Source organism: Sinomonas soli (assembly GCF_054782415.1).
The window spans coordinates 284110-308585 of sequence record NZ_BAAGSN010000003.1 but is presented as its reverse complement, the minus strand read 5'-3'; the positions used below and the strand labels follow the sequence as shown (position 1 = coordinate 308585).

Here is a 24476-nt window from a genome sequence, read left to right as displayed (position 1 = left end):
ACCCCCGACGGGTAGTCCGATATCCGGCGGGCCGGCCGGATAGCTGCCACCCCCCACCCCGTCACCGGGTGCCGCCCCGGAGCTCGGCGGCCCGCTGGCTGAGCAGGACGGCCCTGACCGTGCTCGCGTGCCAGTGTGAGCCTTCGCGGGCTGTAGGCACACTGTCGGCCTCGAGGCCGGCCGCAATGGCGGCCATGCTGAGGCCGGCTTCTCGCTGCTCGAGGACGCGGCGCACGACGTCGTCGCTGAGGGCCTGCGGCCGGCCTAGCCGCACGCCGTTGGCCCGTTTCACTGCGAGGGCCGCTGCTGTGCGCTGGCCGATGAGTCGTCGTTCCAGCTGGCTGAACACGAGCATGCTGCCGGCGAGCGCTTCGCCTGTGGGCGTGCTCATGTCGATGTCGCCCGCGTCGCACGAGACGAGGCTCCAGCCGCGTCGCATGGCCTGCTGCATGACTGCTGCGCCGTCTGCGAGCGAGCGTGAGAGGCGATCGAGCTTGGCCACAACGAGGATGTCGGCCTTGCGTGCATTGAGCCGCTGTAGGGCGTCCTGGATGCCAGGCCGGGCCATCGACTTGCCCGACAAACCGGCATCCTCGATGAATTCCAGACGCCACCCTGCGGCGTCGGCCTTCGCCTGGATCTCGCGGCGCTGGGCATCCAGGCCGAGTCCCGAGACGACCTGCTCCTCAGTGGAGACGCGGACGTACCCGATAGCTCGAGGAGGGCTGTGGCGCGGCTTCGTTGGCATCGTGCGACCATTTTATACGGTAAACGGTCGTTTTGTGTATGCATTGCGATGAGGTTTATGCACGCGCGCCTGCGTGCGCGGGGTTTCCGCCGCCGGGTCGTCGCGCAGAGCGAGGACGGCCGGCTTCGCTCCCGTGTCCCTGTAGCGTGAGCGCCGAGGGCTTTTGACTGTGGGGAGCGATTGTGGCCGACGTGGACTGGAAGCGGGAACGCCGTTCGATGATGACTGCGAGCGTGATCTGCGCCGTCGTATCGGGGGCGATCATGCTCTGGCTGATACTGAATCCCCGCGCGGGCCTTCCCTCCTGGTACTTGGCCGTCTTCGCTTGTCTGTTTGGGGTCTCGCTCACCAACATCGCTCTGAGCTATGTTGCGACCCATCGGGGAGAGCAAGTCACGGGACTGAGGGCGCTTCTTGACGCGGTGAGGGAGCGGGAACAAGAAGCGGCTGCGGCGATCGGTGCCACGGATGATGAGGCCGTCAGATGGACCTCGTTGTGGACCGTGACTCAGGAGCGGATGGACGCCTACCACGAGATCGCCACGGGACAGGCGAGGCAGAGTTTCCGGAACAGCGTTTGGGCAATGGGGATCGGTGGCGTCTTCGTGCTCGTCTTCGGCGCTCTGGCGCTGCAGGCCTCGAGCGTGGCCGGAGCTGTCTCGGCTGGCGCGGTAAGCGTCGCGAGCGGGGCCGCGAGCGCGTACATTGGTGCGACGTTCATCCGTGCCCAGTTCGAGGCGATGCGCCAGCTTCGCCAGTTCTTCAATCAGCCGGTCGAGTTCACCAGGATCCTTGCCGCTGAGCGGCTTATTGATTCCCTCGAGCCGGAGGACCGGGCGCGGGCCGTTCACCTGCTGCTGGAGAGGATGGCCCTGACTGCGGCGCCTTCTGAGGCGGGGTCTGACAAGAAGTAGCCGGCGGGCAGGGCTGGGGGATTTCCTCGCGGTCGGTGAGCTGTTCGGTGAGTCTTCGGTTGACGATCCGCAGGTCCCTGTTCGCGGCGTCGAGTCGTTGGCAGAGCCACATGAGCTCCCAGCGATTGAATGGGGTGAGCCAGGGCGGTTCGGTCCAGTCGTCGGGTACGGCTGCTTTGGTCACATGCTCCTCGGGGGTCGTGGGGTTGTTCACCAGGCTTGCCAGGGGTCTGGGTGGCCGGCTGGCGGGGGGCTGTCGCGGAGGCCTCGGGGCATGGGGTGGAGCTCCTCTGTGTCGGGGCCGTGTGCGTCGGCCGAGGTGCCTTCGTCGGAGGCCTCGGATTGGTAGGCATCATCATTCGTTGCCGTGGCGCGCTCGTGCGTTACGGAAGGTGACGAATGAGGGTTTAGTTCTTGTTCTAGTTCAGTTAGAGCGGGGGTATCCCGGCTATTGCCCCCGCTATTGCCCCCGCTATTGGACGGCTCACCAATGGCGGGGATATCCCCGCCATTGGAAGGCTCATGAATTGCGGGGGCGTCCCCGCTATTGGGCGGTTCGTCGCGATCGGGATTGAGGCGCCATTTGATCACCCTGCCGGTGCGTCCTCCCCTGCCGACGTTGCGGATGAGTGCGGCGTCCTCGAGGAGCCTCAGCGCCTTCTGGACGTCGCGGCGGTCGATCTGCCCGCCGAGGTCGTCGGTGAGCGCCTGCGCGCTGGGGAAGGCCATCCAGCACCGGTCGGCGTGGCACGCGAGCGCGACGAGGACGAGCTTGACGTTCGCCGAACCGATCTGGCGGCTGCTGGGGCTGTCCACTGCGAGGGCCCACTGGACCGGGTCGAGGATGCTGTCTCCTGCCATGATCAGGCCTCCTCGGGGATGCCGAGGGTGCGGAGCACGTCGGCTTCGGTGAACGTGCCGCCCTGCTCGACGGCGGTGGCGGCGATGAGCGGGGCGAGTGCCCTGACGTCTTCGGGGAGATCGTCCCGCTGCTGGACGCGGGCGCACCATCGTCGGGCTGCTCGCTCGAGGGCCCGTCGCTCCTGCCGGGTGGAGGGCCTAGGGGTTTCCATCGTCGACCCCCTCAGCGGTCGCGGCCTCCTCGGCCTGCGCTGCGCGGGTCGCTCTCACCCAGGCGGTCACCGCGGGGATGCCGGCCTGGTCGCTCTCGAAGACCACGCGCAGGAGGTGGCGGCCGTCGGCGGCGAGGCCGCGGAGGGCCTCGGTGTGCGGCAGGTCGTCGGCTCCCAGCTGGAAGACGACCGTGGCTGCTCGTGGGGCTTCCTTGGCCGCCTTGATGCGTTCGGCCATGTCCGCGGCTGGGAGGCCTCTGAGGTCCAGCCGGAGCTGGCCGCGCACCTGCGGGACGGCCACCGGTTCTTGCCTGCGGGGCTGTCTCGATGTCTTTGGGGTCACATACCTCCTGCGGGGGTTGATGCCGGTCGGAATGCTGCGGCCAGCCTGTTGATCTGAGTCCGTGTCAGCGGGGGTGCGGTCGCCAGTATCCGGGCGATCGCCTCCTCGACCTCGGGCGAGGATTCCACCGGGTTCTGTTCCGTCAATTGGCCCTGCTCCAGTTCCCTTTAAACGACGAAAGCCAGGCCGCGGGATGCGTCCTGGCTTCTGGGCTGCCGGTTGGTTTGGGGAACGGCCTACCCCGCCTTGTTGGCCTCGTAGGGGGCCGCTGCGAGGAAGATCGCGTCGAGCTGCTCGAGGTCGAGCCGGATGATGTGGGAGGACACCATGTAGGCGGGGATCTCGCCGGCACTGATCATGCGGCGGAGTGTCTTGGTGGTGATCTGGTAGCGGGCGGCTGCCTCAGCTAGGCCGACGAGCTTGATCCCGGCGTCGTTTGTCTTGCTCATTTCTCGCTCCTTAAACGGGTAGGGCCCCGCCTTGTATTAGCGGGGCCCGCGAAATGGAGGGCTCTTAAATGGGTGAAGCCGACCGGGTTGTACGGTCGGCTTCATTTCTTCGCCTGGTCAGGCTTGGCGGCGCAGCTACGTCCCTTTATGTCTGCGTCCGTGGCGGACCTCGGAACGGGTGCCGGGGACACTTGTCCCTAGGCGTCGCCAACTTTACCGCGGTTCTATACAGACGGTCTACACCTTCCACGAGATTCCGACGGTGTCGGGTCGGAATGTGCGGGTTCCGCGGCCAGGCGGGTGGACCGTCACGGTCATGAGGGTGTCGACGACGAGCCGCTTCCGGGCGTCCGTCATGGCGTCCCATGCGGCGCGCACGTCAGCTGCGGCGACGAGAGGGCCGAGCACGTCCGCCCGGCCAGCATCTGCCAGCTGCGCGTCGATCTCAGCGTCGCGCTCGAGCGTCGTGCCGGTGACGAGGTCGAACTGCTCTTCGGTGACGCGTCCCATGGCAAGCTTGCGGGCCATGCTGTTGCGGAGCTCGCGGTTGGCGTGCTGCTCGGCGCGCAGCCCGTCCAGGTCTGGATGGTCTGCCCGCGACATGAGCTCGGCCGCGTCGGGCATCGACAGGCGCCCGACGACGACCCGAACCACGTAGTCCTCGACCGGTTCCGCCATGCGCGAGACGTGGCCCAGAGCGCCGGAGCACCGGTAGTTGGCGATGCCTCTCCGCACCGCTCCGCCGGCATGCACGGCAGCGCCGCACACCCCGCACAGGGCCAGCCCGGAGAGGAGGCGCCTCGCACTCGTGCGGCCCGCCCGTCGGCCCGGGTCCGTGAGGATGGCTCTGACGGCCTCGAAGGTGGGAGTGTCGATGATCGCGGGCCACACTGCGTCGGAGACGATCTCGCCCTTGTATGCCCGCTTTCCCGCGTTCCGCGGATTGAGAAGGACTACCCTCACGTTGTCACGTCTCCACGATGAGACGGCGCCCCGGTGCCCTTCAGCGTAGCGCTTCTGGTCCGGGACCAGCCCGGTCGCGTTCCACGCTCTCGCGATCCCGCCGAGGGTCTCCCCCGCTAGGACTGCCCGGTATCCGTCGCGGACGAGCTCGGCTTCAGCCTCACGCACACGGAGCCCGTCCTGCTCGTACCCGAACGGCCGCCGGCCACCCGACCGGCGCCCGCTCCTAGCCGCCTGTGCCTGCGCTGCGCGCTGCCGGTCGCCCTTGAGGTCGATCTCGAACCGGGCGAGGGATCCTAGGTTGTCGGCGATGAGGCGGCCCGTCGCGGTGCTGAACTCGATGTCGGGGCCGTTCACGAGCGAGATCGTCGCCCCTTTGGCCTTGCAGGTGTCGTACAGGCGCAGCTCGTCGTGTCGGTTGCGCTGCAGGCGATCGAGAGACCATGCGACGACATGCTGCGCCCGCCCACTGGCCACCGCCTCGAGCATGGCTTCGAATCCTGGCCTGCGTCGCTTGCCGGCCGCGCTCACGTCATTGTCGGACTCGACGGCGGCCACGCCCCACTGGCGCTCAGCGCAGCGTTTCAGGCATGCCTCGCGTTGCCGCTCTACGCCCTGCTGTTCGCCGGTACGGTCCTGACTGATTCGAAGGTACACAACGGCATCCACGTCTGCTAGTTTAGCGACTAGGCGAGCCGGAGGACTCGGTCGAACCCTCTGGCCGTGAGCGTGTTCGCCACCATGGCCCGGTCGAGCAGTGCGGTGGAGCCCGGATCGAGCCGGAGCTGGCCCCGCAGCAGGCGGCCGGGCACCTGCGCGTTGGTCTCGAGCCCGTAAGGCTGCAGCCGCTCGGCCTGCCTCCGCCGGGCGGCGAGGACGCGCGGGGCGACGTCCGCCGTCGCCTCCCCCACGGGTACCTGTCCGAAGTCGAGGGCCGAGACCTTGTTCACTCGCAGCTGGATGTCCACCCTGTCCAGCAGCGGGCCCGAGAGGCGCCCGAAGTAGCGCCTCTTCGCCTGCGCCGTGCACGTGCACTCGAGCGCCTTGCCTGTCCCATGTCCGCATGGGCACGGGTTCGCCGCGATGACGAGCTGGAAGCGCGCGGGGTAGGCGGCGGTGCCCGCGGCCCGATGGATCACGAGCTCGCCGCTCTCGAGCGGCTGGCGGAGGGAGTCGAGCACCCTGCGCTCGTACTCCGGCGCCTCGTCGAGGAAGAGGACGCCCCGGTGCGCCCGGGATGCTGCCCCGGGCCGGGGGATGCCCGAACCGCCGCCGATGATCGCCGGAGCGCTCGCGGTGTGGTGCGGGCTCTCGAACGGCGGGCGGCGGATGAGCTCGCCCGTTCCGGGCTCACCCGAGAGCGAGTGGATCGCGGTCACCTCCATGGCTGCCTCGTCGTCGAGATCGGGCAGGATGCCCGGGAGCCGCTCGGCGAGCATCGTCTTGCCCGCCCCGGGCGGTCCCACCAGCATGATGTGGTGGCCGCCGGCCGCAGCCACCTCGACGGCGATACGCGCCTCGGGCTGGCCCGCGACGTCCCTCAGGTCGGGGACGGCCAGGGCGTGGCGCGACGGCCGCGCGCCGTCTGCCTCCGGTCCCGTCCCGCCGTCCGCGTGCGCGGGCACCGCCACCGCCTCGGGGTCGGCGCCGAGGTCGAGGGCGAGCTGCCCGAGGGAGTCGTAGGCGTGCACCCTGGCCCCCGGGACGAGCGAGGCCTCACGGGCGTTCGCGCCCGCGACGACCACGTCGGGCCGTCCGCCCCGCACGGCCGCCATGACCGCCGGCAGCACACCGCGGACGGGCCGGAGCCTGCCGTCGAGGCCCAGCTCGGCGAGGAAGACGACGCCCGCAGGGGGCCGCAGGTCGCCTGCGGCGGCGAGCGACGCCACCGCGATCGCCAAGTCGAAGGCCGTGCCCCGCTTCGGCAGCGACGCCGGGATCAGGTTCACGGTGAGCTTGCGCCGGCTCAGCGGCAGGCCGCTGTTCTTGGCAGCGCTGCGGATCCGTTCACGCGCCTCGCTCAGCGCCGAGTCCGGCAGGCCGAGCAGGACGAAGCTGGGAAGGGTCTGGCCGATGTCCGCCTCGACCTCGACGAGGTAGCCGTTCAGGCCCACGAGTGCGACACCGAGCGCGCGCCCGACGCCGGCCATCAGGCCACGCCCCGCAGGTGCTCGATCTGGGCCGGCCCGCCGTCGGGGCCGGTCACGGCGACGACGTCCACCCGCCGGGCCCGCGCCCGGACACCGTGCGCCTCGGCCCACGCTGCGAGCAGGCGCACAAGGCGGCCCAGTTTGGCGGCGTCGATGGCCTCGAACGGGTGCCCGTAGTCCCACGAGCGGCGCGCCTTCACCTCGACAGCGACGAGGATCCCGCCGTCGGCGACCACGATGTCGAGCTCCCCGTCCCGGCACCGCCAGTTGCGGTCCAGGATGGCCGCGCCGGCCGTCCGCAGGTACTCCTCCGCGAGGCGTTCCCCGCGCTGACCGAGTCTGTCCTTGGCTCTCATGGGACCAGACTCGTGCCGCGGCAGACGCCGCAGCGCGGGCATCCCGGCCTATGTGGGCGACCCGCCCGGCCAACCGCCTGTGGAGGAGAAGTGGTGCCCTGCTAGGCCCCCAGACCGCCCTTGGGCAGGCCCAGGTCCTCGACCTTGGGCAGCTCCTCGACGTTGACGTCCTTGAAGGTGATGACCCGGACGCTCTTGACGAACCGTGCACTGCGGTACACGTCCCAGACCCAGGCGTCCTGGAGGGTCAGGTCGAAGTACACCTCGCCGTCGGCGGAGCGGGCCTGCAGGTCCACGTGGTTGGCGAGGTAGAACCGCCGCTCCGTCTCCACCACGTAGCTGAACAGCGAGATGACATCCCGGTATTCGCGGTAGAGCTGGAGCTCCATGTCCGTCTCGTAGTTCTCAAGGTCTTCGGCGCTCATAGTCCTATCTTCCTCCCCTCGAGGTCCTGCTCGGCCGCGGCGCGCTCCTGCGCGGCGGCCTCGATCTCATCCTCGGTGTCCGCGTCCGCCGTTCCCAGGCGCCACGAGCGCCGGTGGAGCACGGTGGGCCCGTGCTCAAGGAGCGCCGCCCGGTGCTCGGCCGTGGCGTAGCCCTTGTTGACCGCCCAGCCGAAGCGCGGGTCCTCGGTCCCGTAGCCGACCATGAGCCCGTCCCTGGCCACCTTGGCGAGGATGCTGGCCGCGGCCACCGCCTGGCATGCGAGGTCGGCCTTGATCGTGGTCTGGACCGGGAGCATCGGACCGGCCTCGGGCTCGTCGAACAGCGAGCCCTGGCCGCCGCGCGAGAGCCAGTCGTAGTTGCCGTCGAGGTGCACGGCGTCCGGCACGACGCCCTGGGCGGCGATCTCGGCCAGGGCTCGGCGTCCGGCCCGGCGCAGCGCCTCCATGATGCCCACCTCGTCGATCTCCTCCGCGCTCGAGTGCCCCACGGCGGAGCCGACGCCCCACGCGCGGACCATCGGGACCAGCTCGACGCGGCGCTCGGGGGTGAGGAGCTTGCTGTCGCGCAGCACGGTGCGGGTCACGACCCGCCGCGCGTCCACGACCACGATCCCGACGGAGACGGGGCCGGCCAGCGCCCCGCGGCCCACCTCGTCGCAGCCCGCGATGAGGGGCCCGTAGGCGCCCGCGAGCCGGTTCACGAACCGCAGCGTGGGAGCCGTGGAGCGGCGCGGCCGTGGCGCCCGTGCGCCCGCGGCCATGCGGGTGCTCATTTCGGTGCGGGCACGTCCTTGAACGTGTCCGGGTAGCTGTCGAGGGAGCGGATGCGGTTCAGCGGCCATGCGATCACGGCGGCCTGGCCTTCGACGTCGCCGATCGAGACGAAGCCCGCGCCCGGCTGGACCGAATTGTGGTAGCGCGAGTCCGAGGAGTGGTTCCTGTTGTCGCCCATCACCCAGATGTTCCCAGCCGGGACGGTGACGTCGAAGGGCACCACATGCGGGGTCTCGGCGGGATTGACGTACGGCTCGTTGAGGGCCGCGCCGTTGACGGTGATGTGCTGGGACGCGTCGCAGCAGACCACGTGGTCCCCGGGCAGCCCGATGACGCGCTTGATGAGGTGCTGCTGGGAGGTGTCCGGCAGCAGGCCCACGAACTCGAGCGCCTCCTGCACGGGGTTCGGTGCAGGCTGGGGCACCTCGGGGAGCCAGCCCTTCGTGTCCCGGAAGACCACGACCTCCCCCCGCTGCAGCGCGAAGTTGCGCGGCACGAACAGGTTCACGAAGATCCGGTCGTTCTCCTCGAGGGTGGGCACCATCGACTCGGACGGGATGTAGAACGCCTTGAAGAGGAAGGTCTTGATGAGGAAGGACAGCACGATGGCCACGCCGAGGATGATCGCGATCTCGCGGATCCACGCCATGAGGCCTCCGCGCCGCGGGGCCCCGTCACCGCGCTCGCCGGGCGCTTCCGGCCCCGCTCCTGCGGCGTCGGCCCCGGCATCTCGGCTGCGCATCACTCGGTGTCCTTCGTTGTCGGGGAGGCGGTGAACCCGCCCAATCTATCAAGTGGCCACAGGATCGCCACCGGCCGGCCGATCACCTTGTCCTCCCGGACGAGGCCGCCCCCGGGGGCGCCCAGCAGCGCTCGGGAATCGGCGGACTCCGAGCGGTGGTCGCCCAGCAGCCACAGCCTCCCGGCCGGCACGATGACGTCGAACCGCTGCTCGCTGGGCGCGTCGCCCGGGAACAGGTACGGCTCGTCGAGGGGCTGGCCGTTCACCTCGATTTTCCCACTCGCGGTGCAGCAGCGGACGTGGTCGCCGCCCACGCCGATGACCCGCTTGACGTATACGGTCTCGGTGGGCACGACGCCGAGCCACTCGGCCGCCCCCTGGAGGACGTCCCCCGCCCACCCGCGCCCCGAGGTGAGGGGCGCGAAGGAGCCCCTGCCGTCGAACACGACCACATCTCCGCGGCGGATCGGCGCCGGGTCGACCCCCGCCCGGACGACGCCGATCCGGTCGCCCGGGTCGAGCAGCGGCTGCATGGACGCGGAGGGGATGTAGAAGACGTCGACGACGAACGAGCGGATGACCGCCCACACGACGAAGGCCAGCACGACGGCCAGAACGACCGAACGCCAGCCCCTCAGCCGGGACTGGCGTTCGGATCGTGCCATGGAGGTGGCGTTCAGCACGCTGGGAGCAGCCTGGGGCTACTTGGTGCGGCTGAAGTCGCGCTTCTCCTTGATCTTGGCGGCCTTGCCGCGCAGCTCGCGCATGTAGTACAGCTTGGCGCGGCGCACATCGCCCCGGGTCACGACCTCGATCTTGTCGATGATCGGGGAGTGCACGGGGAACGTGCGCTCGACGCCGACACCGAAGGAGACCTTGCGGACCGTGAAGGTCTCGCGCACGCCCTGGCCCTGGCGGCCGAGGACGAAGCCCTGGAAGACCTGGACGCGCGAGTTCTTGCCCTCGATGATGTTCACGTGCACCTTGATGGTGTCACCCGGCGCGAATGCGGGGATGTCAGAGCGCAGCGACGCGGCGTCGACGGAGTCGAGGATGTTCATTGTCATCTCTCCTGGCAGATGCCACAGGTCACCCGCTTTGGTGTGCGGCCCGCACCGCGCTCGGGCGATCGGGCCGGAATCCATGACCGCCCGCCGAAGGGCCCGGCAGGGCGGCGTGTCCATCACCGTTGGCTCAGGCCCCCTGTGGCAGGTCCAATGCCCGGCAGACACAACGCTCCATTGTGCCATATCGGGGGCGGGGCCGTCATGTCGGCGGCCGCGTCAGGCGCGGGGCACGGCCCGCCGGATCCGCCCGTCCGCCACCTCGTACCCGAGCTCACGCAGCACGGCCCGCTCGGCCTTGCCGTAGGGCGCGGCGTCCGCGCCGTCGAGGAGCTCGGGGCGGCGCGCCGCGGTGCGCCGCAACTGCTGCTCGAGACGCCAGCAGGCCACCTTGCCGTGGTTTCCGGACAGCAGCACCTCGGGCACCCCGTGGCCCCGCCAGAGCGAGGGCTTCGTGTAGACGGGGTACTCGAGCAGCCCGTCCGCGTGGGACTCCTCCACGAGGGACTCGGGGTTGCCGACGACGCCGGGCAGGAGCCGCCCGACCGCCTCGACCATGGCCATGACCGCCACCTCTCCCCCGTTGAGCACGTAGTCCCCGAGGCTCACGGGACGCACGTCGAAGCGCTGGGCCGCCCAGTCCAGGACGCGCTCGTCGATGCCCTCGTACCGCCCGCACGCGAACGCGAGCGTGGGCTCCTCGGAGAGCTCGTAGGCCATCGCCTGGGTGAAGACCGCGCCCGCGGGGGACGGCACGATGAGCACCGGGCGGCGCGCGGCGGCCGGACCGGCGTCGTGCCCGGCCTCCCCCGTGGAGGCCTGCCCGGCCTCCCCCGTGGTGGCTGCCTGCTCCTCGGTGGGTGCCTGCGACGCGAGGACGTGCTCGAGGGCCAGCGCCCACGGCTCGGCCTTCATGACCATGCCCGCGCCGCCGCCGTAGGGCGTGTCGTCCACCGTCCGGTGGCGGTCGAAGGTGAAGTCGCGCAGGTCGTGGACTGCCAGCTCCAGCAGCCCGTCCTCCTGGGCGCGGCCCAGGAGGGAGAGCCGCAGCGGGGCGAGGTACTCGGGGAAGATGCTGACGACGTCGATGCGCACCTAGGCCTCCGACCCCGGCTGCCGCTCCGGCCCGCCGCCCGAGGCCCCGGCGTCGTCGGTGTCGAGGTTGAGCTCGAGGAGCCCGGGCGGCGGGACGAGGACGATGAAGCCGCCCTCGACGTCGACCTCGGGCACGATCTCCTCGACGAACGGGACGAGCACCTCCCCGGCGGGCGTGTCGAGGACGAGGAGGTCCTGCACGGGCATGGTCTGGAGCGCGGCGACCGTGCCGACGTCGCGGCCGTCGACGCGGACGGCCAGGCCCACGAGCTCGTGCTCGTACCAGCCCTCGTCGTCGTCCTCGAGCTCCTCCGACTCGAGGTAGAGCTTGACTCCGCGGAGCTGCTCGGCGCGGGTCCGGTCGGGCACCTCGGCGAAGGCGAGCAGGAGGATGTCCTTGTTCCAGCGCGCGCCCTCGAGCGTCAGCGGGCCGCTCGAGGCGGGCTCGACGATGAAGTCGGTGCCGGGGACGAACCGGTCCTCGGGGGCGTCGGTGAGGACCTGGACGGTGACCTCGCCGCGGATGCCGTGCGGCTTGCCGATCCGTGCGACCTGGACCTGCATGGGATGGCCTCCTGCGTCGTGGGCCGTGAAGGCCCGTGGGGGTGCGGTGTGCGGCTGCCCGCCGCGAGGGGTGGAAACAGCTCCGGCCCCTCCACCCTGGTGGGAGGAGGAGCCGGAGCGGGGTGAGGCAGTGTCAGCGGCGGCGGTCGGTGTCGACCACGTCGACGCGGACGGGCTCGCCGTCGGCGAGGGCCGCGACCACGGTGCGCAGTGCACGCGCGGTGCGTCCCTGGCGGCCGATGACGCGCCCGAGGTCGTCCTCGTGGACGCGCACCTCGAGGACGTCGCCGCGGCGGCCGCTCTTGGCCTGGACTGCGACGTCATCGGGGTTGTCCACGATGCCGCGGACCAGGTGCTCGAGTGCCTCGGCCAGCAAGTTACTCAGCCTCGGCCTCTGCGGGGGCCTCGGCGGACTCCTCGGCCTCCTTGGACGCCTTCGGTGCCTCGGGGAGGATCACGGAGCCCTTCTCGGGGGCCACGAACGGCTCCTTGCCCTTCGGGTACTTCAGGGTGCCCTCGGCGCCCGGGAGGCCCTTGAACTTCTGCCAGTCGCCGGTGATCTTGAGGAGCACCTGGACCTGCTCGGTCGGCTGGGCGCCGACGCCGAGCCAGTACTGGGCACGCTCGGAGTTGACCTCGATGAACGAGGGATCCTCGGTGGGGTGGTACTTGCCGATCTCCTCGATCGCACGGCCATCGCGCTTGGTGCGCGAGTCGGCGACGACGATGCGGTAGTACGGGGCGCGCATCTTGCCGAAGCGCTTGAGTCGAATCTTAACGGCCACGGTTGTGGTCACTCCTGTTTCTGCACATGAGGCGAGCCCGGACTTTTCCGCTCCCGTGGGGCGGGCCGTACTTCGCCAGGGCTCCGATGGACACAACCGCGCGCGGAGAGAGGGGGCCGCGCGGATTGGTACCTGACCATTGTGCCAGATCCGGGGGCATTTCGCATGCCGCCGGAGCGCGGCGCGTCAGGAACTCGCCCAGACGAAGAGCTCCTGCCGGTTCGAGTCGTCGACGTCGGCGGCCAGCTTGGCCAGCTGCTCGACGTAGTCGTACGCCTCGCGCGCGTCGAACGGGAGGTCCTCCTGGTCGACCCAGGCCGCGGCAACCCGCTCGACGGCGTTGCCCTCCCCCTCCTCGGACTCGAAGACCAGGAGGTCGGCGAGGGCCCGGACCATGGTGGAGGGCACCGCGAGGAGGCTGTCCGAGGAGACGTCGACCATGGTGAGCTCGTAGTCGGCGCCGGGGGCGTGCACCGCGGTGCCCACCAGGGAGCCGAGCTGCTCGATCTCGTAGTCCGAGACGCCGGGGATCCTCAGGCCCCCGGTGTCCTCGGCGTCGCCGCCGTCGAGCCGGGAAGCCCGGGCGAGCGCGTCGGCGTGCGTGGAGACGAAGATCTCGGCGAACGGACTGGGAGCGGACACGTCTTCCCCCTCTGTGGGCGCTGGACTGCGGTTCGGGCTGCAGGTGCCCGCGGCGGCCGCGGACTTTCCGAGCGTAGCGCAGGGAACGTCAGGCGTGCACGGACGCCATGCGGATCTGGTTCCGCCACGGATCCTCGAAGCGCAGCTCGGCGCCGGTGTGAAGGGTGGCGACGCCGGCCATCTTGAGCCGGTCCGCGGCCGCGAGGACGTCGTCCTGGGTGCCGACCCTGATGAGGACCTCGCCGAGGCCCAGCGTGTCCTTGCGCGGGCCGGCGCCGCGCGAGTTCCACACGTTCATCGCCATGTGGTGGTGATAGCGGCCGGCCGAGACGAACAGGGCCTGGCCGTGCCAGCCCGAGGTCTTCTCGAAGCCGAGCGTGTCGACATAGAACTTCTGCGCCGTCTCGACGTCGCCGACCTGGAGGTGGACATGGCCGACGCCGGCCTCCGCCTCCCGCTGCCCGTCGAGGGACGCCTCGGTCAGGTTCTGGTTGAGGAAGGCCTGCGGGGCCAGCGGCAGCGAGTCCATGACCACCTGGCCGGCGTTCCACTGCCAGGTCTCGCGCGGCTTGTCGAAGTAGAGCTCCACGCCGTTGCCCTCGGGGTCGGTGAAGTAGAACGCCTCGGAGACGAGGTGGTCGGCGCTGCCGGCGAAGAGCCGGGGATCGTACTGGGCCGCGGTGGCGACGGTCGCCGCGAGGTCCGCGCGGCGCTCGAACAGGATGGCGGTGTGGAAGAGCCCGGCCTCGCCGCGCCCGGGGATCTGGAGCCCCGCGGCGGGGCTGAGGTGGATGACCGGCACGCCCTGGCGGCCCAGGTACACCCCGCCGAGCGACTCGCTGATCGGCACGAGGCCCAGGGCGCGCTCGTAGTAGTCGAGCATGAGCTTCATGTCGCCGACCTTGAGCATGACGGTGCCCATCGCGAGGTCGGCCGGAAGCAGGTCTCCGGGGGCGGGCTGGGTGGGGGCGGCGGATGTGGTCACGGGGGCTCCTTGGCTGTCGGGGTCTGCATCAAGCGTACGTTTACTTGAAGCTTCAATCAAGCCTCGGTATTCCCTAGATCGCGGCAGCCTCCGCTGCCCCGGCGATCCGCTGCCCGTCCCGCAGCACGTGCAGCGGGGCCGCGAGCGTCCCGACGTCGGCTCGGGGGTCCTCCCTGACGACCACGACGTCCGCGGGGTCGCCCTCGGCGAGGCCGGCGGCTCCCAGCCATCCGCGCGCGGCCCAGCACGCGGCGTCGACCGCGGCGGCCGGCCCGATCGCCGCGGCGAGCTCGGCGACCTCGTCCGCGATCCGCCCGTGCGCGATCACCGTGCCGGCGTCGGTTCCCGCGTAGATCCGCACCCCGGCATCGTGCGCTGCCGCCACGCGCTCGTGCCGGCGTTCCCACAGGGCGCGCATGTGCGCCGCATAGCGAGGGAACTTTGCGTGGCCCTGGGCGGCGATGTCGGGGAAGGTCGCGATGTTGACGAGCGTCGGGACGATGGGGATGCCGGCCTCGGCCAGGCGGGGCAGATGCCGTTCCTGCAGGCCCGTCGCGTGCTCGAGGCAGTCGATCCCGGCGTCGATGAGGTGGTCGATGGTCTCTTCCGCGAACGTGTGCGCGGTGACGCGGGCCCCCTCGGCGTGCGCGGCGGAGACAGCCTCGCGGAGCACGGCGGGCGGGAACGCGGGCGCCAGGTCGCCGGCGCCGCGGTCGATCCAGTCGGCGACGAGCTTGACCCAGCCGTCGCCGGCCCGCGCCTGCGCCACGACGGCCTCCACGAGGTCCTCCGGCTCGAGCTCGAGCGCGAGGCCCCTAAGGTAGCGACGGGACCGCGCGAGGTGGCGACCGGCGCGCACGAGGCGCGGGACGTCGTCGCGCGCCTGCAGCCAGCGGGTGTCGGTGGGGCTGCCGCAGTCGCGGACCAGGAGGACCCCGGCCGCCGCCTCGGAGCGCGCGTGGGCGAGGGCCGCGGCGTCATCCGGCGCGCCGCCGGGCACCAGCCCCACGTGGCAGTGCGCGTCCACGAGGCCGGGGAGCACCCACCCGCGCAGGGTCGTGGCCGCCGGTGCCTCGGGGCGGCGGAAGGTGATCCGCCCGTCGACGATCCACGCCTCCGGCCGCTCGTCGGTGGGGCCGGCGAGGACGGGGCCGCTGAGGTGGACAACGTCATGCATGACGCCAGCCTAACTGCCGTGCTAGGGTCCAACGCGTCCACACGGGTGCCCTCGCAAGGGCTGAGATCAGGCTGACGCGGCCTGCGACCGTCGAACCTGTCCGGGTCATGCCGGCGTAGGAAGTGAGGGCTCAGCGTATGAGCACATCTGGAATGGAACAGCACCCCGCCCACTCGCTCGCGTTCCTGACCGACGACGGGCACGGCCTCCGGGTCCCCGTCACGGAGATCGCACTCGACGATTCGCCGGGGGGCGAGGCGAACGCACCGCTGCGGGTCTACCGGACGTCGGGCCCGGGCAGCGACCCTGTGGTGGGCCTTCCGGCGTACCGGGCCGAGTGGGTCGCCGAGCGCGGCGACGTCGAGCCGTACGCGGGCCGCGAGCGGAACCTGCTCGACGATGGCCGCTCCGCGGTGCGGCGCGGCGAGGCCTCGGCCGAGTGGAAGGGCGCCAGGCCCGTGCCGCTGCGGGCCAAGCCCGGCCGGCGCGTCACGCAGATGCACTACGCGCGGGCCGGCGTCGTGACCCCCGAGATGCGCTTCGTGGCGCTGCGGGAGAACTGCGACGTCGAGCTGGTGCGCTCCGAGGTCGCCGCGGGGCGGGCGATCATCCCGAGCAACATCAACCACCCCGAGTCGGAGCCGATGATCATCGGCAAGGCGTTCCTGGTCAAGATCAACGCCAACATCGGCAACTCGGCGGTCACGTCCTCGATTGCCGAGGAGGTCGACAAGCTCCAGTGGGCCACCAAGTGGGGCGCGGACACGGTGATGGACCTCTCCACCGGCGACGACATCCACACGACCCGGGAGTGGATCATCCGCAACTCCCCCGTGCCGATCGGCACGGTGCCGATCTACCAGGCCCTCGAGAAGGTCAACGGCGACGCGTCCGCCCTCACGTGGGAGGTCTTCCGCGACACCGTGATCGAGCAGTGCGAGCAGGGCGTGGACTACATGACGATCCACGCGGGCGTGCTCCTGCGGTACGTGCCGCTGACCGCGGAGCGCGTCACGGGGATCGTCTCCCGCGGCGGCTCGATCATGGCCGGCTGGTGCCTCGCCCACCATGAGGAGAACTTCCTCTACACGCACTTCGACGAGCTCTGCGAGATCTTCGCGCAGTACGACGTCGCGTTCTCGCTCGGCGACGGCCTGCGCCCGGGCTCGACGGCCGACGCGAACGACGCGGCGCAGTTCGCCGAGCTGGACACGCTCGCCGAGCTGACCAAGCGCGCGTGGGAGTACGACGTGCAGGTCATGGTCGAGGGACCGGGGCACATCCCGTTCCACCTGGTCCGCGAGAACGTGGAGCGGCAGCAGGAGCTGTGCGACGGCGCCCCGTTCTACACGCTCGGCCCGCTCGTGACCGACGTCGCACCGGGCTACGACCACATCACCTCGGCGATCGGCGCCACCGAGATCGCGCGGTACGGGACGGCGATGCTGTGCTACGTGACCCCCAAGGAGCACCTCGGGCTGCCGAACAAGGACGATGTGAAGACCGGCGTGATCACCTACAAGATCGCTGCCCACGCCGCCGACCTCGCCAAGGGCCACCCGGGTGCGCACGAGCGTGATGACGCCCTGTCCAAGGCACGGTTCGAGTTCCGGTGGAAGGACCAGTTCTCGCTGGCGCTCGACCCCGCCACGGCCGAGGCCTTCCACGACGAGACGCTCCCGGCCGAGCCCGCGAAGACCGCGCACTTCTGCTCGATGTGCGGTCCGAAGTTCTGCTCGATGCGCATCTCCCAGGACATCCGCAACGAGTTCGGCTCGAAGGAGGCCCAGGAGGCCATCGCAGGCATGCGGGAGAAGAGCCAGGAGTTCCTCGCCGCGGGCGGGAAGGTCTACCTTCCCGAGACGATCGCCGTGGGCTCGCCGGAGTAGCGCGCGGGGCGGACGACGGCGGAAGGGGCGCCTCCCAGCGGGAGGCGCCCCTTCGGCGTCGTGCGCGAGCGGTCCTGCGGCCTGCGCCCGGACGGGCCCCGCCGGCTGAGGGCTACTTGCCCAGGTACTTCTCGAAGCCCTTGGGCAGGTTGAGGGCCGAGGGGTCGAAGTCCTCGCCCGACTGGCCGCCGAACGCGGCCCCCTGGCCGCTGAGGGCCTTCGAGGCGCCCGCGGCCCGGCGAGCCTCGGCCTCGCGGCGCTCCTGCGCTGCCTTGGCCGGGTTGCCGGACTTCGCCTTCTTCTTGCCCTTGGCCGGGCCCTTCTTCGAGCCGCCGAAGCCGCCCGGGCCGGGCATGCCCGGCATCCCCGGGATGCCGCCGCCGGAGGCCATCTTGCGCATCATCTTCTGCGCCTGGCCGAAGCGCTCCAGCAGGCCGTTGACCTCGGAGACGTGCACGCCCGAGCCGCGGGCGATGCGGGCGCGGCGGGAGCCGTTGATGATCTTGGGCGCGAGCCGCTCGTGCGGGGTCATCGAGCGGACGATGGCCTCGACGCGGTCGATCTCGCGCTCGTCGAACTGCTCGAGCTGCTGCCGGAACTGGGCGGCGCCCGGCATCATCATGAGCATCTTCTTCATCGAGCCCATCTTGCGGATCTGCTGCATCTGGGACAGGAAGTCCTCGAGGGTGAAGTCCTCCTGGTCGGCGAACTTCTTCGCCATCCGGGCGGCCTCGTCCTTGTCCCAGCTCTTCTCGGCCTGCTCGATGAGCGTCAGGACGTCGCCCATGTCGAGGATGCGGGAGGCCATGCGGTCCGGGTGGAAGAGCTCGAAGTCGTCCAGGCCCTCGCCCGTGGAGGCGAACATGACGGGGCGGCCGGTCACGGACGCGACGGAGAGCGCCGCGCCGCCGCGGGCATCGCCGTCGAGCTTGGAGAGCACGACGCCGGTGAAGTCGACGCCCTCCTCGAAGGCCTTGGCCGTGTTGACGGCGTCCTGGCCGATCATGGCGTCGATGACGAAGAGGACCTCGTCCGGGTTGACCGCCGAGCGGATGTCCGCGGCCTGCTGCATGAGCTCGGCATCCACGCCCAGCCGGCCGGCGGTGTCCACGATCACGATGTCGTGCAGCTTCGCGCTGGCCTCGGCAACGCCGTCGCGGGCCACGGCGACCGGGTCGCCGGTGGGTGCCTCGAACTCGGACTGGATGCCGGGATGCGGGGCGTACACGGCCACCCCGGCGCGCTTGGCCACGACCTCGAGCTGGGTGACGGCGTTGGGGCGCTGGAGGTCCGCCGCCACCAGGATGGGCGAATGGCCCTGGCCCTTGAGCCACTTTCCGAGCTTGCCGGCGAGGGTGGTCTTGCCGGCGCCCTGGAGGCCGGCGAGCATGATCACCGTCGGCGGGTTCTTCGCCAGGCGCAGCCGCCGGGTCTCGCCGCCGAGGATCGCCTGGAGCTCCTCGTTGACGATCTTGACGACCTGCTGGCTCGGGTTGAGCGCGCCGGAGACCTCGGCGCCGAGCGCGCGCTCGCGGATGCGTGCGGCGAAGTCGCGCACCACCGGGACGGCGACGTCCGCGTCGAGGAGGGCGCGGCGGATCTCGCGGACGGTGGCGTCGACGTCCGCCTCGCTCAGGCGGCCCTTGCCGCGGAGATTCTTGAACGTCGCAGTGAGACGGTCCGAGAGGGAGTTGAACACGTGCCCGAGTCGCTTTCAGTCGTGGTCCAGGGATCTGACGCTGGGTCAGGAGGTCGGGCAGACCCGCCGGGAGCGGATCTGGCCACCCTTAAGGGTACCAACGGACCGGGCAATGGCATGCTGGCCTCGTGACGACGCCTCGAGAGACCGCCCCGCCCGTGCGCAGCCTGCTCATCCTCGGTGCCTCCGGGGACCTGACCGGCCGCCTCCTCTTCCCCGGGCTCGCCCGGCTCCTCGCCACCGGCCGGCACGCCGGACTCACCGTGGTCGGTGCGGGCGCGGAGGACTGGAGCGCCGAGCAGTGGAGCCGCCGCGTGCACGATGCCACCGAGGCGGCACTCGCGGCCGCCACCGAGACCGGCCGCGCCGAGCTCGAGCGGATCCGCCGGGACTCGGTCTACGTGCGCCTGGACGTCACGGCGCCCGGGGAGCTCGCCCGCGAGGTCGCAGCGCTCCCGGGGCCGGTCGCCGTGTACTTCGCGCTGCCCCCCGCCGTGAGCCAGAAGGCCTGCGAGCTGCTGGAGCCGGGGGACCTGCCCGAGGGCACCCGGCTCGTGCTCGAGAAGCCGTTCGGGTCCTCAGAGGCCTCCGCCGCCGAGCTGAACGAGACGCTGCGCCGGCTGGTGCCGGAGAGCCGGATCCACCGGGTGGACCACTTCCTCGGCAAGGGCACGGTCCTGAACATCCTCGGCCTGCGCTTCGCCAACAACTTCCTCGAGCCCGTGTGGAACAGGGACCACATCGAGAAGGTGGAGATCTTCTTCGACGAGGACCTCGCCCTCGAGGGACGGGCCGGGTACTACGACCGCGCCGGCGCCCTGCGGGACATGATCCAGAGCCACCTCCTCCAGGTCATGGCCGTCCTCGCGATGGACGCGCCGGCGCGCCTCGACGAGCGGGACGTGCGGGACCGCATCAGCACCGTGCTCCGCTCCGCGGACGTCCCCGAGCCGTTCACGGACTCGACGCGCCGTGCCCGCTACACCGCCGGGACCATCGGCGACCGCCAGGTGTCCGACTACACGGACGAGCCGGGGGTCGATCCGTCCCGCGGCACCGAGACCCTGGCCGAGATCACGGTCCTGCTCTCCAGCTGGCGGTGGGCGGGGGTGCCGTTCATCCTCCGCTCGGGCAAGTCGCTCGGCACCCGGCGCAAGGAGGCCGTCGTGACGTTCCGCCCCGTCCCGCACCTGCCCGAGGGCTTCCGCGGCGTGGACGAGCCGAACCGGCTCCGCATCGGCTTCGGCCCGGACGTGCTCCAGCTCGACGTCGACGTCAACGGCCCCGGGGACGTGCTGACGCTGAACCGCGTGACACTCGACGCGGACCTCGGCGAGGCGGACCTGCTCCCCTACGGCGAGGTGCTGGAGGGCGTGCTCGACGGCGATCCGCTCCTGTCGGTGCGGGCGGACACGGCCGAGAGCTGCTGGCGCATCGTCGAGCCGGTGCTGGACGCGTGGGCCGCGGGAGCGGTCCCCCTGGACACCTACCCCGCGGGCAGCGGCGGGCCGGCGGGCTGGGCCACCTCGGCCTCCGGCGAGGACGGTGCGGCCGCGTCCTGAGCCGTGGCGGGGCGAGCGCGCAGAGGAGCCGGGCGGACGACGGCGGGCGGGCGCCCGCCGTCGTCCGCCCGGCTCGCGCCTTTGCGGGTCAGATCGCGGAGTCGCCGCGTTCGCCCGTGCGCACCCTGACCGCGTCCTGCACCTCGACGACCCAGACCTTGCCGTCGCCCTGCGAGCCGGTCGAGGCCGCGACGACGATCGTCTCGAGGATCTCGTCGGCGTGCGTGTCGGTGGCGAGCACCTCCACCCTCACCTTCGGGATGAGGTCCACGCTGTACTCGGCGCCCCGGTACACCTGGACGTAGCCACGCTGGCGGCCGTAGCCGCTCGCGGCGCTGACGGTCAGTCCCTGGACTCCCTCGGCCTCGAGGTGCTCGCGGATGGAATCGAGCTTCTCGGGCCGGACGATGGCGGTGATGAGCTTCACGAGCCCACAGTACCGGCCGGCGATGCCCCGGCCAGAACCTCCTCGCGCTGGGCGTGCGCGCCGTCCGCCGGCCGCTGGCCCAGGCGGCGCTCGAGGTGCTGCTCGAGCAGGGTCTCCACGGTGTGCCGGACGCCGAGCGGGTGGAACCCGCCGCCCGTGGCGGACGGCGACGAGTACGCGGTCTCGGCGTGGATGACGAGGTCGACGCCGGTCTCCTCGACGTCCCTCGCGACGCGGAAGCCCATGACGGCCTTGATCGCGAGGCCGAGCGCGAGGGCCACGCCGAACGAGTAGCCGAGCACGGCGCCTGCGCCGAGGGCCTGGGTGCCCAGCAGGGCGAGCCCGCCGCCGTAGAGCAGGCCGCGGCCGGGCACCGGGGCGGCAGGGTCGGCGGCGAGGCCGATGAAGAGCGTCCCGACGAGGCCGCCGACGAGGTGCACGCCGACCACGTCGAGCGAGTCGTCGAAGCCGAGGCGGTACTTCAGGCCCACGGCCAGCGCGCAGACGGCGCCGGCGAGGAGGCCGAGGACGATCGCCCAGACCGGATCGATGGTGGCGCAGGAGGGCGTGATCGCCACGAGCCCGGCGACCGCGCCGGACGCGGCGCCGAACGAGGTCGCGTGGCCGTCGCGGACCTTCTCGACGAGAAGCCAGGACAGGATCGCGGCGCACGGGGCCACGAGCGTGTTGATCCACGCGAAGCCGGCCTCGCCGTTGGCAGCGAGCGCGGAGCCGGCGTTGAAGCCGAACCACCCGAACCAGAGCAGGCCGCAGCCGAGCATGACGAGCGGGAGGTTGTGGGGGCGGTGCTCGGGGTCCTTGCCGAAGCCCACGCGCTTGCCGAGGACGAGGGCCAGCGCGAGGCCGGCGGCGCCGGCGAGGACCTCGACCGCGGTGCCGCCGGCGAAGTCGATGAGGCCGAGGTGGTTGAGCCAGCCGCCGATGAACGTCCCGTGCGCGTCCTTCTTCGAGTCGAACACCCAGTGCGCCACGGGGAAGTACACGAGCACGGCGAAGGCGCCAGCGAAGACCATCCAGGACCCGAACTTGGCCCGGTCGGCGATGGCGCCGGAGACGAGGGCCACGGTCACCGTGGCGAAGACCCCCTGGAAGCCCACGAACACGATCTCCGGGATCGTGCCGACGAGGGGCATCGAGCCGCCCGTGGCGAGCAGGTTGTGGAGGCCGAAGTCCTCGAACGGGTTGCCGAACAGGCCGTCCCCGGCGTCCGTGCCGAACGCGATCGAGTAGCCGAAGAGGACCCACAGGACGCCGACCAGGGCGAGGGCCCCAAAGCTCATCATCATCATGTTGAGCATCGACTTCACGCGGGTCATGCCCCCGTAGAAGATGGCGAGGCCGGGTGACATGAGGAGGACGAGGGCTGCCGAGACGAGGACCCAGGCGGTGTCGCCAGCGTTCATGGGTGAGGCCTTTCGAGGGACTTTCACGGATCTCGGCCCCCGTCCGCCGTCCCCGGCGACGGTCTGCGGGACCACCTGAACCAGAATCCCGTGGCGGTGTTACCGGTCCGCTCCGTCCGTGTTGCCCCCGTGTTACAGGAATCCCCCGGGGGTTAAGCGTTCGTCACGGCCGTGTTAACGGGGTGTTTCGCGCCCCGCTCCGTGGCCCCACCGTGCCGCCCCTTTCCGCGCCGTGCGCCCGCTTCCCGGTGCTGGCGCTGGCGTCCCGGTGCCGGCCCCGTCGCCGACGCGGGCGGACGACGGCGGGTGGTCCCCGCCGTCGTCCGCCCTCCGCGGCGCTCGGTGCGCCTAGATCGCCGCTGCCCCGCGCTCCCCCGTCCGGACGCGGATCGCCTCGTGCACATCCACCGTCCACACCTTGCCGTCCCCCGCGCGGCCGGTGTTCGAGGTGGTGATGAGCACATCGAGGATGTCGTCCGTCTGGTCGTCGGTGGCGAGCACCTCGATCCGCACCTTCGGGACCAGGTCCACGCTGTACTCGGCGCCGCGGTACACCTCGGTGTACCCGCGCTGGCGGCCGTAGCCGCTGGCCGCGCTGACGGTGAGCCCCTGGACCCCGTAGGCCTCGAGCCCCTCGCGGATGGAATCGAGCTTCTCCGGGCGGACGATCGCGGTGATGAGCTTCACGCCTGGACCTTCTTCCGTGCCGCCTCGGTGAGCAGGTCGTCCGCGTTGAACGCCGCGACCTCGGCCTCGTTCTTCGCCCCGAGCGGGTGGAAGGCCGACCCGGACGAGCCGCCCATGCTGTTGCCGGAGTACGCCGTCTCGGCGTGCAGGGCGATGTCCACACCTGCTTCCTCGGCCTCGCTCGAGACCCGGAAGCCCATGGTCTTGCTGATGATCCAGCCGATGGCCAGGGAGAGGGCGAACGAGTACACGAGGACGGTGCCTGCGCCGAGCGCCTGCTTGCCCAGGAGCTCGAAGCCGCCGCCGTAGAACAGGCCGTGGCCGCCGGAGGGGGCGCCCGGGTTGGCCGCGAGCCCGATGAACAGGGTGCCGATGATGCCGCCGACGAGGTGGACGCCCACCACGTCGAGCGAGTCGTCGTAGCCGAAGCGGTACTTCAGGCCCACGGCGAGGGCGCAGGCCGCGCCGGCGAGGAGGCCGAGGACGATAGCCCACAGGGGTGAGACCGCGGCGCAGGCCGGGGTGATGGCCACGAGCCCGGCCACGGCGCCCGAGGCGGCGCCGAGCGAGGTCGCGTGGCCGTCGCGCAGCTTCTCCACCACGAGCCAGCCGAGGACCGCGGCGCACGGGGCGACGAGCGTGTTGATCCAGGCGAACGCGGCCACGCCGTTGGCGCCCAGGGCCGAGCCCGCGTTGAAGCCGAACCAGCCGAACCACAGCAGGCCCGCGCCGAGCATGACGAACGGCAGGTTGTGGGGGCGGTGGTTGGGGTCCTTGCCGAAGCCGTTGCGGCGGCCGAGGATGAGCGCGAGGGCCAGGCCAGCGGCGCCGGCGTTGATGTGGACGGCCGTGCCGCCGGCGAAGTCGATCACGCCGAGGCCGTTGAGCCAGCCGCCGATGAAGGTGCCGTTCGCGTCCTTGTTCGCGTCGAACACCCAGTGCGCGACCGGGAAGTAGACCAGGATCGAGAAGAAGAACGCGAAGACCATCCAGGCGCCGAACTTGGCCCGGTCCGCGATGGAGCCGGAGATGAGCGCGACCGTGATGATCGCGAACACGCCCTGGAAGCCCACGAAGGCGAGCTCGGGGATGGTGCCGGCCAGAGCCGTGCCGTCGCCCGTGGCGAGGATGCCGTGCAGGGCGAACTTGTCCAGGTTGCCGACGAGGCCGCCGAACCAGTCGGTGCCGAAGGACATCGAGTAGCCGACGAGGATCCAGAGCACGCCCACGAGGGCGATGGCGCCGAAGCTCATCATCATCATGTTCAGGACCGACTTGGCGCGCGTCATGCCGCCGTAGAAGAACGCGAGCCCGGGCGTCATGAGCAGCACGAGCGCTGCCGAGGCGAGCACCCAGGCGGTGTCTCCCGCGCTGAGGGTGGGGGTCATGGTGTGCCTTTCAGGGATGGAACGGGACCTGCCCGGCCCGGCGCCGTTCCCGGCGCCCGAGGGCCGCTGAGAAAAGATTCCTCCCGCGGTGTTTCCGCCGCTGTCGGCCCACATTGCGCGCCCGTTACAT

General features: G+C 71.1%; 28 protein-coding genes and 1 riboswitch. Of the genes, 3 read left to right on the top strand and 25 right to left on the bottom strand.

Going from position 1 to position 24476, the window contains the following annotated elements:
- Nucleotides 1-61: 61 nt before the first annotated feature.
- Nucleotides 62-748 carry a recombinase family protein gene (locus tag ACYVKZ_RS02615; protein WP_460990449.1) on the bottom strand — a complete coding sequence of 229 codons (687 nt, stop codon included), beginning with the start codon at nucleotides 746-748 and terminating at the stop codon, nucleotides 62-64.
- Between the two features lie 182 nt (nucleotides 749-930).
- Between ACYVKZ_RS02615 and ACYVKZ_RS02610 the strand changes: the two genes are divergently transcribed.
- Nucleotides 931-1662: a TRADD-N-associated membrane domain-containing protein gene (locus ACYVKZ_RS02610; protein ID WP_460990448.1), complete on the top strand. Its 732-nt coding sequence runs from the start codon at nucleotides 931-933 to the stop codon at nucleotides 1660-1662.
- A gap of 210 nt (nucleotides 1663-1872) precedes the next feature.
- Here the strand turns inward: ACYVKZ_RS02610 and ACYVKZ_RS02605 are convergent, their stop codons facing one another.
- The 19 genes from ACYVKZ_RS02605 to ACYVKZ_RS02515 all read right to left on the bottom strand — a co-directional run bounded on the left by ACYVKZ_RS02605 (nucleotide 1873) and on the right by ACYVKZ_RS02515 (nucleotide 15270).
- Nucleotides 1873-2523: a hypothetical protein gene (locus ACYVKZ_RS02605; RefSeq protein WP_460990447.1), complete on the bottom strand. Its 651-nt coding sequence runs from the start codon at nucleotides 2521-2523 to the stop codon at nucleotides 1873-1875.
- A gap of 2 nt (nucleotides 2524-2525) precedes the next feature.
- Nucleotides 2526-2735: a hypothetical protein gene (locus ACYVKZ_RS02600; protein WP_460990446.1), complete on the bottom strand. Its 210-nt coding sequence runs from the start codon at nucleotides 2733-2735 to the stop codon at nucleotides 2526-2528.
- Nucleotides 2722-3036, bottom strand: coding sequence for a hypothetical protein (locus ACYVKZ_RS02595; RefSeq protein WP_460990445.1), 315 nt, complete (start codon nucleotides 3034-3036; stop codon nucleotides 2722-2724). The genes ACYVKZ_RS02600 and ACYVKZ_RS02595 overlap by 14 nt, the downstream gene beginning before the upstream one ends.
- 278 nt (nucleotides 3037-3314) lie before the next feature.
- Entirely contained in the window at nucleotides 3315-3527 is a 213-nt protein-coding gene (locus ACYVKZ_RS02590; protein ID WP_460990444.1) for a helix-turn-helix domain-containing protein, read from the bottom strand.
- Between the two features lie 237 nt (nucleotides 3528-3764).
- Nucleotides 3765-5147: a recombinase family protein gene (locus ACYVKZ_RS02585; RefSeq protein WP_460990583.1), complete on the bottom strand. Its 1383-nt coding sequence runs from the start codon at nucleotides 5145-5147 to the stop codon at nucleotides 3765-3767.
- A gap of 29 nt (nucleotides 5148-5176) precedes the next feature.
- A complete protein-coding gene (locus ACYVKZ_RS02580; RefSeq protein ID WP_460990443.1) occupies nucleotides 5177-6640 on the bottom strand; it encodes a YifB family Mg chelatase-like AAA ATPase in 1464 nt (487 codons plus the stop codon).
- On the bottom strand, nucleotides 6640-6996 hold the full coding sequence (locus tag ACYVKZ_RS02575; RefSeq protein WP_460990442.1) for a YraN family protein: 357 nt from the start codon (nucleotides 6994-6996) through the stop codon (nucleotides 6640-6642). Before ACYVKZ_RS02575 ends, ACYVKZ_RS02580 begins: the two co-directional genes overlap by 1 nt.
- A 101-nt stretch (nucleotides 6997-7097) precedes the next feature.
- Complete coding sequence (locus ACYVKZ_RS02570; RefSeq protein WP_066498256.1) at nucleotides 7098-7421, bottom strand: DUF2469 domain-containing protein; 324 nt, start codon at nucleotides 7419-7421, stop codon at nucleotides 7098-7100.
- A complete protein-coding gene (locus tag ACYVKZ_RS02565; RefSeq protein ID WP_460990441.1) occupies nucleotides 7418-8215 on the bottom strand; it encodes a ribonuclease HII in 798 nt (265 codons plus the stop codon). The genes ACYVKZ_RS02570 and ACYVKZ_RS02565 overlap by 4 nt, the downstream gene beginning before the upstream one ends.
- Nucleotides 8212-8958 carry a signal peptidase I gene (gene lepB, locus ACYVKZ_RS02560; protein WP_460990440.1) on the bottom strand — a complete coding sequence of 249 codons (747 nt, stop codon included), beginning with the start codon at nucleotides 8956-8958 and terminating at the stop codon, nucleotides 8212-8214. The genes ACYVKZ_RS02565 and lepB (ACYVKZ_RS02560) overlap by 4 nt, the downstream gene beginning before the upstream one ends.
- A complete protein-coding gene (lepB, locus tag ACYVKZ_RS02555) occupies nucleotides 8958-9623 on the bottom strand; it encodes a signal peptidase I (RefSeq protein ID WP_460990439.1) in 666 nt (221 codons plus the stop codon). Before lepB (ACYVKZ_RS02555) ends, lepB (ACYVKZ_RS02560) begins: the two co-directional genes overlap by 1 nt.
- A 36-nt stretch (nucleotides 9624-9659) precedes the next feature.
- Nucleotides 9660-10019, bottom strand: coding sequence for a 50S ribosomal protein L19 (gene rplS / locus ACYVKZ_RS02550; RefSeq protein ID WP_307004673.1), 360 nt, complete (start codon nucleotides 10017-10019; stop codon nucleotides 9660-9662).
- Between the two features lie 222 nt (nucleotides 10020-10241).
- Complete coding sequence (gene trmD / locus ACYVKZ_RS02545; RefSeq protein ID WP_460990438.1) at nucleotides 10242-11117, bottom strand: tRNA (guanosine(37)-N1)-methyltransferase TrmD; 876 nt, start codon at nucleotides 11115-11117, stop codon at nucleotides 10242-10244.
- Nucleotides 11118-11681, bottom strand: coding sequence for a ribosome maturation factor RimM (gene rimM, locus ACYVKZ_RS02540; protein WP_460990437.1), 564 nt, complete (start codon nucleotides 11679-11681; stop codon nucleotides 11118-11120).
- Between the two features lie 133 nt (nucleotides 11682-11814).
- Entirely contained in the window at nucleotides 11815-12057 is a 243-nt protein-coding gene (locus tag ACYVKZ_RS02535; protein WP_066498269.1) for an RNA-binding protein, read from the bottom strand.
- 1 nt (nucleotide 12058) lies between these two features.
- The gene (gene rpsP / locus ACYVKZ_RS02530; RefSeq protein WP_460990436.1) at nucleotides 12059-12466 is read right to left on the bottom strand and encodes a 30S ribosomal protein S16; all 408 of its coding nucleotides are present in this window, start codon (nucleotides 12464-12466) and stop codon (nucleotides 12059-12061) included.
- A gap of 186 nt (nucleotides 12467-12652) precedes the next feature.
- On the bottom strand, nucleotides 12653-13108 hold the full coding sequence (locus ACYVKZ_RS02525; RefSeq protein WP_460990435.1) for a hypothetical protein: 456 nt from the start codon (nucleotides 13106-13108) through the stop codon (nucleotides 12653-12655).
- 88 nt (nucleotides 13109-13196) lie between these two features.
- Entirely contained in the window at nucleotides 13197-14030 is an 834-nt protein-coding gene (locus tag ACYVKZ_RS02520) for a VOC family protein (RefSeq protein WP_460990582.1), read from the bottom strand.
- 136 nt (nucleotides 14031-14166) lie between these two features.
- Nucleotides 14167-15270: an amidohydrolase family protein gene (locus tag ACYVKZ_RS02515; RefSeq protein ID WP_460990434.1), complete on the bottom strand. Its 1104-nt coding sequence runs from the start codon at nucleotides 15268-15270 to the stop codon at nucleotides 14167-14169.
- Nucleotides 15271-15301: 31 nt separating this feature from the next.
- Nucleotides 15302-15409, top strand: a riboswitch (TPP riboswitch).
- Between ACYVKZ_RS02515 and thiC the strand changes: the two genes are divergently transcribed.
- The gene (gene thiC, locus ACYVKZ_RS02510; RefSeq protein WP_460990433.1) at nucleotides 15408-17159 is read left to right on the top strand and encodes a phosphomethylpyrimidine synthase ThiC; all 1752 of its coding nucleotides are present in this window, start codon (nucleotides 15408-15410) and stop codon (nucleotides 17157-17159) included. It overlaps the preceding riboswitch by 2 nt.
- 112 nt (nucleotides 17160-17271) lie before the next feature.
- On the opposite strand, the gene ffh is transcribed toward thiC, so the two are convergent.
- Entirely contained in the window at nucleotides 17272-18858 is a 1587-nt protein-coding gene (gene ffh / locus ACYVKZ_RS02505; protein ID WP_460990432.1) for a signal recognition particle protein, read from the bottom strand.
- Nucleotides 18859-18986: 128 nt separating this feature from the next.
- Between ffh and ACYVKZ_RS02500 the strand changes: the two genes are divergently transcribed.
- The gene (locus ACYVKZ_RS02500; RefSeq protein ID WP_460990431.1) at nucleotides 18987-20420 is read left to right on the top strand and encodes a glucose-6-phosphate dehydrogenase; all 1434 of its coding nucleotides are present in this window, start codon (nucleotides 18987-18989) and stop codon (nucleotides 20418-20420) included.
- An 88-nt stretch (nucleotides 20421-20508) separates the two neighbouring features.
- Here the strand turns inward: ACYVKZ_RS02500 and ACYVKZ_RS02495 are convergent, their stop codons facing one another.
- The 4 genes from ACYVKZ_RS02495 to ACYVKZ_RS02480 form a co-directional block, all read right to left on the bottom strand.
- Nucleotides 20509-20847: a P-II family nitrogen regulator gene (locus tag ACYVKZ_RS02495; RefSeq protein ID WP_460990430.1), complete on the bottom strand. Its 339-nt coding sequence runs from the start codon at nucleotides 20845-20847 to the stop codon at nucleotides 20509-20511.
- Nucleotides 20844-22271, bottom strand: a complete 1428-nt coding sequence (locus ACYVKZ_RS02490; RefSeq protein ID WP_460990429.1) for an ammonium transporter — start codon at nucleotides 22269-22271, stop codon at nucleotides 20844-20846. Before ACYVKZ_RS02490 ends, ACYVKZ_RS02495 begins: the two co-directional genes overlap by 4 nt.
- 348 nt (nucleotides 22272-22619) lie before the next feature.
- Nucleotides 22620-22958 carry a P-II family nitrogen regulator gene (locus ACYVKZ_RS02485; RefSeq protein ID WP_066498288.1) on the bottom strand — a complete coding sequence of 113 codons (339 nt, stop codon included), beginning with the start codon at nucleotides 22956-22958 and terminating at the stop codon, nucleotides 22620-22622.
- Nucleotides 22955-24346: an ammonium transporter gene (locus ACYVKZ_RS02480; protein ID WP_460990428.1), complete on the bottom strand. Its 1392-nt coding sequence runs from the start codon at nucleotides 24344-24346 to the stop codon at nucleotides 22955-22957. The genes ACYVKZ_RS02485 and ACYVKZ_RS02480 overlap by 4 nt, the downstream gene beginning before the upstream one ends.
- Nucleotides 24347-24476: the final 130 nt, after the last annotated feature.

Excerpts from the sequence above, each read along its gene's own strand:
- ACYVKZ_RS02615 (WP_460990449.1), bottom strand. The coding sequence starts at position 748 with ATGCCAACGAAGCCGCGCCACAGCCCTCCTCGAGCTATCGGGTACGTC.
- ACYVKZ_RS02605 (WP_460990447.1), bottom strand. The coding sequence starts at position 2,523 with ATGGCAGGAGACAGCATCCTCGACCCGGTCCAGTGGGCCCTCGCAGTG.
- ACYVKZ_RS02600 (WP_460990446.1), bottom strand. The coding sequence starts at position 2,735 with ATGGAAACCCCTAGGCCCTCCACCCGGCAGGAGCGACGGGCCCTCGAG.
- ACYVKZ_RS02590 (WP_460990444.1), bottom strand. The coding sequence starts at position 3,527 with ATGAGCAAGACAAACGACGCCGGGATCAAGCTCGTCGGCCTAGCTGAG.
- ACYVKZ_RS02580 (WP_460990443.1), bottom strand. The coding sequence starts at position 6,640 with ATGGCCGGCGTCGGGCGCGCGCTCGGTGTCGCACTCGTGGGCCTGAAC.
- ACYVKZ_RS02575 (WP_460990442.1), bottom strand. The coding sequence starts at position 6,996 with ATGAGAGCCAAGGACAGACTCGGTCAGCGCGGGGAACGCCTCGCGGAG.
- ACYVKZ_RS02570 (WP_066498256.1), bottom strand. The coding sequence starts at position 7,421 with ATGAGCGCCGAAGACCTTGAGAACTACGAGACGGACATGGAGCTCCAG.
- ACYVKZ_RS02565 (WP_460990441.1), bottom strand. The coding sequence starts at position 8,215 with ATGAGCACCCGCATGGCCGCGGGCGCACGGGCGCCACGGCCGCGCCGC.
- lepB (WP_460990440.1), bottom strand. The coding sequence starts at position 8,958 with ATGCGCAGCCGAGATGCCGGGGCCGACGCCGCAGGAGCGGGGCCGGAA.
- lepB (WP_460990439.1), bottom strand. The coding sequence starts at position 9,623 with ATGGCACGATCCGAACGCCAGTCCCGGCTGAGGGGCTGGCGTTCGGTC.
- rplS (WP_307004673.1), bottom strand. The coding sequence starts at position 10,019 with ATGAACATCCTCGACTCCGTCGACGCCGCGTCGCTGCGCTCTGACATC.
- rimM (WP_460990437.1), bottom strand. The coding sequence starts at position 11,681 with ATGCAGGTCCAGGTCGCACGGATCGGCAAGCCGCACGGCATCCGCGGC.
- ACYVKZ_RS02520 (WP_460990582.1), bottom strand. The coding sequence starts at position 14,030 with ATGGGCACCGTCATGCTCAAGGTCGGCGACATGAAGCTCATGCTCGAC.
- ACYVKZ_RS02515 (WP_460990434.1), bottom strand. The coding sequence starts at position 15,270 with ATGCATGACGTTGTCCACCTCAGCGGCCCCGTCCTCGCCGGCCCCACC.
- thiC (WP_460990433.1), top strand. The coding sequence starts at position 15,408 with ATGAGCACATCTGGAATGGAACAGCACCCCGCCCACTCGCTCGCGTTC.
- ACYVKZ_RS02490 (WP_460990429.1), bottom strand. The coding sequence starts at position 22,271 with ATGAACGCTGGCGACACCGCCTGGGTCCTCGTCTCGGCAGCCCTCGTC.
- ACYVKZ_RS02480 (WP_460990428.1), bottom strand. The coding sequence starts at position 24,346 with ATGACCCCCACCCTCAGCGCGGGAGACACCGCCTGGGTGCTCGCCTCG.